Here is a 6,311-nt window from a genome sequence, read left to right on the forward strand (position 1 = left end):
CCCGCCCGTGTTGACTCGCGCCCGGAAATGAGTAGGTTTGCCGCTCGTGACGAACGAGATCCGGTCGTTGAAAGCGCGACTGATCGGGGATCCCCTCCCCTCCGAGAAGCTCGAGGGACAGCTCCTCCCGAAGCACCTGGCACTGCCCATCTTCGCGAGTGACCCGCTGTCCTCCGTGGCGTACGCACCGCAGGAACTCCTCATGATCCTGCTGCTCGGCGGCATGGCGTTCCTGACCTTCGCCCCCTGGGTCGCCGCCCTCGTCGTGCTGCTGCTCGTCGTGGTCGTCGCGTCCTACCGACAGCTCATCAAGGCCTACCCGTCCGGCGGCGGCGACTACGAGGTCGCCCACCGGAACCTCGGCGAGAAGGCCGGACTCGTCGTCGCGTCCGCCCTGCTCGTCGACTACGTGATGACGGTGGCCGTGTCGGTCGCCTCCGGCGTGGACAACATCATCTCGGCCCTCCCCGTCCTCAACGAGTTCCGGGTCGAGCTCGCCCTGCTCTTCGTCGTGCTGCTCGCGGCGGCGAACCTCCGTGGCGTCCGCGAGTCGAGCAAGGCCTTCGCGGTGCCGACCTACCTGTTCGTCGCCTCCGTCTTCGTGATGGTCGTCGTCGGCTTGGTCCGCGTCGTCGCCGGCGACGCCCCCGTGGCGGAGTCCGCCGCGTACACCGTGCAGAACGTCGAGCACACGACCCAGGCCGCGTTCGTCCTGCTGCTCCTCCGTGCGTTCGCCTCCGGCTGCTCGGCGCTGACCGGTGTCGAGGCGATCGCGAACGGGGTGCAGGCGTTCCGCCGACCGAAGGTCCGCAACGCGCAGATGACCCTGGTGTTCATGGGGTCGATCGCGATCGTCCTGTTCGTCGGGCTCATCACGCTCGCGCTGGTCTCCCGCGTGCACTACGCCGAGAGCGCCTGCGACCTGCAGGGCTTCGCGCAGTGCGCCACGACGCCGCAGCGCTCCCTGATCGCCCAGATCGCCGCGGCGACGTTCGGGAACAACACGATCCTGTTCTTCGTCATCCAGGCCACGACCGCAGCCGTCCTGCTGCTCGCGGCGAACACCGCCTTCAACGGGTTCCCGCTGCTCGGTTCGATCCTGGCCCGCGACTCCTACGCCCCGAAAGCGCTGTCGACCCGCGGCGACCGGCTCATCTACTCGAACGGCGTGATCGTCCTCGCGCTCGTCGCGGCCGCGCTGCTGATCGTCTACCGGGCCGACGTCACGAGCCTCATCCAGCTCTACATCATCGGCGTCTTCGTCTCGTTCACCCTCGGGCAGACCGGGATGATCGTGCACTGGACCCGGCTGCTCCGCGACGACCGGGCCGGGACCGCCGCCGAACCGGTCAACCGCGGGCAGGTCATCCGTTCCCGGGCGATCAACGCGACCGGCGCCACCTTCACCTTCGTCGTCCTCGTCATCGTCACCATCACGAAGTTCACGCACGGCGCCTGGCTCGTGTTCCTCATCATGCCGATCCTGTTCGTGCTCATGCTCGGGGTGAACCGGTACTACCGCGACGTCTCGCACGAGATCGAGGCCGACGACCAGACGCAGTTCGGTGCGACCGGCGACCACGCGATCGTCCTCGTGAACAAGCTGCAGAAGCCGGTGCTCAAGGCGCTCGACTACGCGATCGCCGCGAAGCACGCGAGCTTCGAGGCGGTGCACGTCGCGATCGACGACGCCGATGCCGCGCGCCTCCGCGCGCAGTGGCAGGAGTACGGCATCGAGGTCCCGCTGACGATCGTGCCGAGCCCCTACCGCGACATCTCGATGCCGCTCATCAAGTACATCAAGGCGCACCGGATGGAGCACGGCTCCGAGGTGGTGACCGTCTACACGCCGGTCTTCGTCGTGGGGCACTGGTGGGAGACCTTCCTCCACAACCACCGCGGCCGTCGCATCCGGAAGAAGCTGCTGCTCGTGCACGGCGTCACCGTCGCGCTCGTGCCCTGGCTGCTGGACTCCTCCGAGCTCCTGTACGGCCGCCGCTCCCGCCCCCTCCCCGGGCAGGAGCGCCGCGGCGAGCCGATCCGGCCCGCGCTCCGCCGGTCACCGCACGGTGTCGTCCACCACGAGGTCGAGGACGACCGCCTGCTCCGGTCGGCCGAGCGGAACAGCCTCCAGCCCCGCCGAGCGACCCGGCCGGCCGGTCCCGCCGAGGGCGTCGACCAGACCCAGTGCACCGGCGAGATGCACGTGCTCGTCCCCTCGCCGCCGCGCACCGACGGTCGCTCGTCGTAGCATCTGACGTCATGACGATCTCCGACCTTCGCACGTTCGCGACGTTCGACGGGCACGGGGGCAAGGTCTCGAAGCGCGTCGAGGTGCTCGACCACGAGCCGACCCCCGGCGGTCCGCACGAGGGACTCGTCGCCGTCCGGGGCCCGCACCCCCTCGGTGCCCTCGACGAGCGGGCGGCCGACGACGAGACGCACCGGATCGGCTGGGTCGATCCCGCCACGCTCCGCGACTGGTACCGCCCCGACCGCGTGGTGGTGTCCCGCCTCGAGGCGCGTCGGTCCGGCATCGAGCCCGGCACCTACGCCGACTCCCGCGGTCGCGGTCGGGTCCGGATCGACGGACTGGAGGCGCGGCTCGCCCCCGACGGTCGGCCCGCCTTCCGCGCGCTGGCCGGTTCCGCGGACGCCCCGGTCGTCGACGTGGCGCTCCCCACCGACCAGGCGGTGCGGCTCGTGGTGGTCCGAGCGGTCGACGAGGGGGTCGAGATCGTGACGACACCGGTGTCGCCGTTCCTGTCGCCCGGGCGGTACCCGGCCTTCGGTGACGACGTCGTGGGGCTGCCCCCGCGCGCAGCCACCGGGTCCGTGTCGGTCAGCGCTGCCGTCCTGATCGACGGCACCCTGCACGAGGTCGAACGGATCGACGAGCGGGCCGCGACGATCTGGATCCGCCGCGACGGCCGTTCGGTGCCGATCGCGGTGAGTTCGGTGGGGCCGGACCTGGTGCGGTACACCGCGGTCGCGGACTGAGCGCGCGGTCGTTCCGTCGCGTCGGGCGCGGGGCGTGTGATGAGTCCTGCCGTCGGGTCCGGATCGTCGTGCGAGCCGGTGTCCGTGTCGACGTCCGGGTCGGGGTGCTGACCGGTGTCCGCGTCGACGTCCGGGTCGTCGTGCTGCCGGTGTCCGGGGGACGCCACCGTGGGCGTTCCGGTCGGCGGCGCGGCGTAGCGTCCGTGCCATGAGTGACGCAGACCCGACCGACGACCGCACCGACCAGCCCGAGACGCTCGGCGGAGCCCGACCCGACCCCAGCACCGACGCCAGCAAGGACCCGGAGCAGTGGGTCACCGGCGACGAGCCCATGACCGGGCCGCAGCGCAGCTACCTCGACACCCTCGCCCGCGAGGCCGGCGAGGAACTCCCCGCCGACCTCACCAAGGCCGAGGCCTCGGAGCAGATCGACCGCCTGCAGCAGCAGACCGGGCGCGGCGCCGACTCCTGACGGGACCGCCCAGGCCCGGGTCCGCGTTTCGGCGGACCCGGGCCTGGGCATGTTCTGGCGATGTCCGGGAAGTCCCCCGCACGGGGGTGAACGATGACGCGTCACCGGTTACGGTCGGCGGCATGCGAACGACATCGACCTCCATCGGCCTGACCGCGCTCCGCATCGTCCTCGGCGTGGTGTTCATCGCGCACGGCGCCCAGAAGTTCGCGCAGGGACTCGGCTCCGTGTCCCAGGGCTTCTCCGGCATGGGCGTCCCGCTCGCCGACGTCGCGGCGCCCCTCGTCGCCGGACTCGAGCTCGTCGGGGGCGTGTTGCTCGTGCTCGGTGTCCTGACGCGGGTCGTCGGCGTGCTCCTGGCCGTCGACATGGTCGTGGCCGGGCTGCTCGCACACGCGTCCGCGGGGTTCTACTCGCAGGACGGCGGGTTCGAGTACGTCCTGGTCCTCGCGGTGGCGTCCCTCGCGGTGGCGCTGACCGGGCCGGGTCGCTTCTCGCTCGACGCCGTGGTCCTACGGGCCTCGCGCCGGCGCCGCGGCGTCGAGGAGCCCCTCCCCGCCTGACGCGCGCGTGCCGCGACCTTCCCCATCCCGTGCGGGGTTGCCCGCCCGGTGCGGCGCTACAACCTCGCACCGAGCGAGCAGCGCCGCACCCGGCCAACAACACAGCACCGTGCGCACCGCCGCCGCGAGCCCGAACCACGCCCTCGCACCGTGCGACCTTCCCCATCCCGTGCGGGGTTGCCCGCTCGGTGCGGCACTACAACCTCGCACCGAGCGAGCAGCGCCGCGCCCGGCCGACGACACAGCACCGTGCGCGGCCAGTTGGTGCGAGGTCAGTCGGTGCGCGGCCAGGCCGTGCGTGATCAGTCGGCGTGCGGCCAGGCCGTGCGTGATCAGTCGGCGTGCGCAGCCTGCCCGTCGGAGTCGTCCGCGAGGACGTCCATCACCTGCCGAGCGATCCTCCGGCCGGCCCGGTTCGCGCCGATCGTCGACGCCTGCGGCCCGTACCCCGCGAGGAAGAGCCGCGGCTCGTCGACCGAGCGCCCGTCCTCGACCACGATCCCGCCGGCGGCAGTCCGCAGATGCAACGGCGCGAGGTGCCGCAGGTCCGCGCGGAACCCCGTGGCCCAGATCACGGCGTCGGCGTGCACGTGCTCGCCGTCGGCCGTGACGACACCGGTCTCGTCGAGTCGCGCGAACATCGGCGAATCCCGGAGGACACCGCGGTCGAGTCCCGCACGGATCCGGCGCGAGATCGGGACCCCGGTGCCGGACACGATGCTCGGCAGGGTCTCCCCCGCCCGGGCAGCGCGGTCCTGCTCGTCCACCGCCGCGACCGCGGACTCGACGTCGAGCGCCGCCGCCTCGGACCACGCCACCGGGCGACGCGTGAACCACCGCGTCCGAGCAGCCACGCCGTCGAGCTCGAGCAGGAAGCCGATGGCACTCGTCCCGCCCCCGACCACCACCACGTCCTGCCCGGCGAACTCCGCCGCACTGCGGTACTCCGTCGTGTCCACCTGCCGACCGCGGAAGACGTCCCGGCCCGGGTACCAGGGGACGAAGGGCGTGCCCCACGTCCCCGAGGCGTTCACCACGACGTCCGCGCCGATCCGGCTCGACCCCCCGTCGGCACTGCGGACGGTGACGCACAGTCCGGCCGAGGATCCGGTGGTGTCCGCGATGCGCGACACGGAGGTCACCGCGACCGGCCGCCGCACGCGCAGGTCGTAGTACTGCTCGAAGCGTCGGTAGTACTCGCCGACGACGTCCCGGGCCGGCCGCGACCGATCGGCGTCGTCGAACCGGAGGCCCATCGCGTTCATCCCCGGCAGGTCGTGCACGCGGTGCGCTGCTCCGAGACGGAGGGCCTCCCACCGGAACTGCCACGCTCCTCCCGTCGCGGGCGCCCGGTCGAGCAGCACCAGGTCGCTCCCCGGCGCCAGCCCGAGCCGACGGAGGTGGTATCCCACCGAGAGACCGGCCTGACCCGCGCCGATCACCACGACCCGGGCGTGCTGGTCGGCCGGGGCCTGCGCGTCGTCTGTCATCACTTCGATTCTGCTGAGGGCGGGGCCGTCGCGGCGACGTCCAGATCGGGGTACATGGTAGAGTGATCGGCAGATTTCAAACCACGAAACCGTTCGGTTCCCCGGGTGACTCCTCTCCCGCCAGGACCGGACCAGAGCCGATCACGAGGGGGTCACGCATGGGGCGCGGCCGTCAGAAGGCGAAGCACACCAAGGTCGCCCGGGAACTGAAGTACTTCAGCCCGGAGACGAACTACGGTGCGCTCGAACGCGAGCTCTCCGCCGGGCAACACTCGGATGAGAACTCCTACATCGACCGCTGGGCAGACCAATACGGTGATGACCAGCTCGAAGAAGACGACGAGTTCGAACCCCAACAGGACCAGAACAAGTCCGCCTGACCCAGGCTCGATGACGACGCCGCGCACCCTCCGGGGCAGCGCGGCGTTTCGTCGTACGCGTAGCCCGATGCCGCCGTGCCGCCCACTTCGATGCGCGAGCACGGTGCGACGTTGTGGGCATCGATCGAGCGGCGCATTGTCGGCTCATGCACGCAGATCGGATGCCGGCGCATCGTGCGACATCGCACCCGTCGATCAACCGGCGCGGTGTCGGAACATGCACACGCGGTGATCCCTGGCGCTCCCCGAGGTCGCACGACCCGCCGCGCCCGTTCCGCCCCGGTCGCGCGAACTGCCGCCCGGAAGAAGTATGGGCGGCAGTTCGTGCGACCTCGAGCCCGCGCGGCGCGCGCTCACCCCGCGCCCGCGCGGCGCGCGCCCGCCTCAAGCCCGCGCGGCCCGCACC

6 protein-coding genes are annotated in these 6,311 nt (G+C 71.6%); 5 read left to right on the forward strand and 1 reads right to left on the reverse strand.

What is annotated here, in order from left to right; genetic code table 11:
• The first annotated feature begins 37 nt into the window (after positions 1-37).
• The 4 genes from ACNQOV_RS15845 to ACNQOV_RS15860 all read left to right on the forward strand — a co-directional run bounded on the left by ACNQOV_RS15845 (position 38) and on the right by ACNQOV_RS15860 (position 4,035).
• Positions 38-2,251, forward strand: a complete 2,214-nt coding sequence (locus ACNQOV_RS15845; protein WP_416395710.1) for an APC family permease — start codon at positions 38-40, stop codon at positions 2,249-2,251.
• Between the two features lie 11 nt (positions 2,252-2,262).
• Positions 2,263-3,000 (forward strand): hypothetical protein, encoded by a 738-nt coding sequence (locus ACNQOV_RS15850; protein WP_416395712.1) that lies wholly within the window; start codon positions 2,263-2,265, stop codon positions 2,998-3,000.
• 208 nt (positions 3,001-3,208) lie between these two features.
• Entirely contained in the window at positions 3,209-3,472 is a 264-nt protein-coding gene (locus ACNQOV_RS15855; RefSeq protein WP_416395714.1) for a DUF3072 domain-containing protein, read from the forward strand.
• 122 nt (positions 3,473-3,594) lie between these two features.
• Entirely contained in the window at positions 3,595-4,035 is a 441-nt protein-coding gene (locus ACNQOV_RS15860) for a DoxX family protein (protein ID WP_416395716.1), read from the forward strand.
• Positions 4,036-4,367: 332 nt separating this feature from the next.
• Here ACNQOV_RS15860 and ACNQOV_RS15865 read toward each other — a convergent pair whose 3' ends face one another.
• Complete coding sequence (locus ACNQOV_RS15865; RefSeq protein ID WP_416395718.1) at positions 4,368-5,525, reverse strand: NAD(P)-binding domain-containing protein; 1,158 nt, start codon at positions 5,523-5,525, stop codon at positions 4,368-4,370.
• Between the two features lie 158 nt (positions 5,526-5,683).
• Here ACNQOV_RS15865 and ACNQOV_RS15870 point away from each other — a divergent pair, with 158 nt between their 5' ends.
• The gene (locus ACNQOV_RS15870) at positions 5,684-5,905 is read left to right on the forward strand and encodes a DUF3073 domain-containing protein (protein WP_022908422.1); all 222 of its coding nucleotides are present in this window, start codon (positions 5,684-5,686) and stop codon (positions 5,903-5,905) included.
• Positions 5,906-6,311 lie beyond the last annotated feature (406 nt).

The organism is Curtobacterium sp. LFS084, from assembly GCF_047977705.1.
In the GTDB taxonomy this organism is placed as follows: Bacteria; Actinomycetota; Actinomycetes; order Actinomycetales; family Microbacteriaceae; genus Curtobacterium.

Excerpts from the sequence above, each read along its gene's own strand:
- ACNQOV_RS15850 (WP_416395712.1), top strand. The coding sequence starts at position 2,263 with ATGACGATCTCCGACCTTCGCACGTTCGCGACGTTCGACGGGCACGGG.
- ACNQOV_RS15860 (WP_416395716.1), top strand. The coding sequence starts at position 3,595 with ATGCGAACGACATCGACCTCCATCGGCCTGACCGCGCTCCGCATCGTC.
- ACNQOV_RS15855 (WP_416395714.1), top strand. The coding sequence starts at position 3,209 with ATGAGTGACGCAGACCCGACCGACGACCGCACCGACCAGCCCGAGACG.
- ACNQOV_RS15865 (WP_416395718.1), bottom strand. The coding sequence starts at position 5,525 with ATGACAGACGACGCGCAGGCCCCGGCCGACCAGCACGCCCGGGTCGTG.
- ACNQOV_RS15870 (WP_022908422.1), top strand. The coding sequence starts at position 5,684 with ATGGGGCGCGGCCGTCAGAAGGCGAAGCACACCAAGGTCGCCCGGGAA.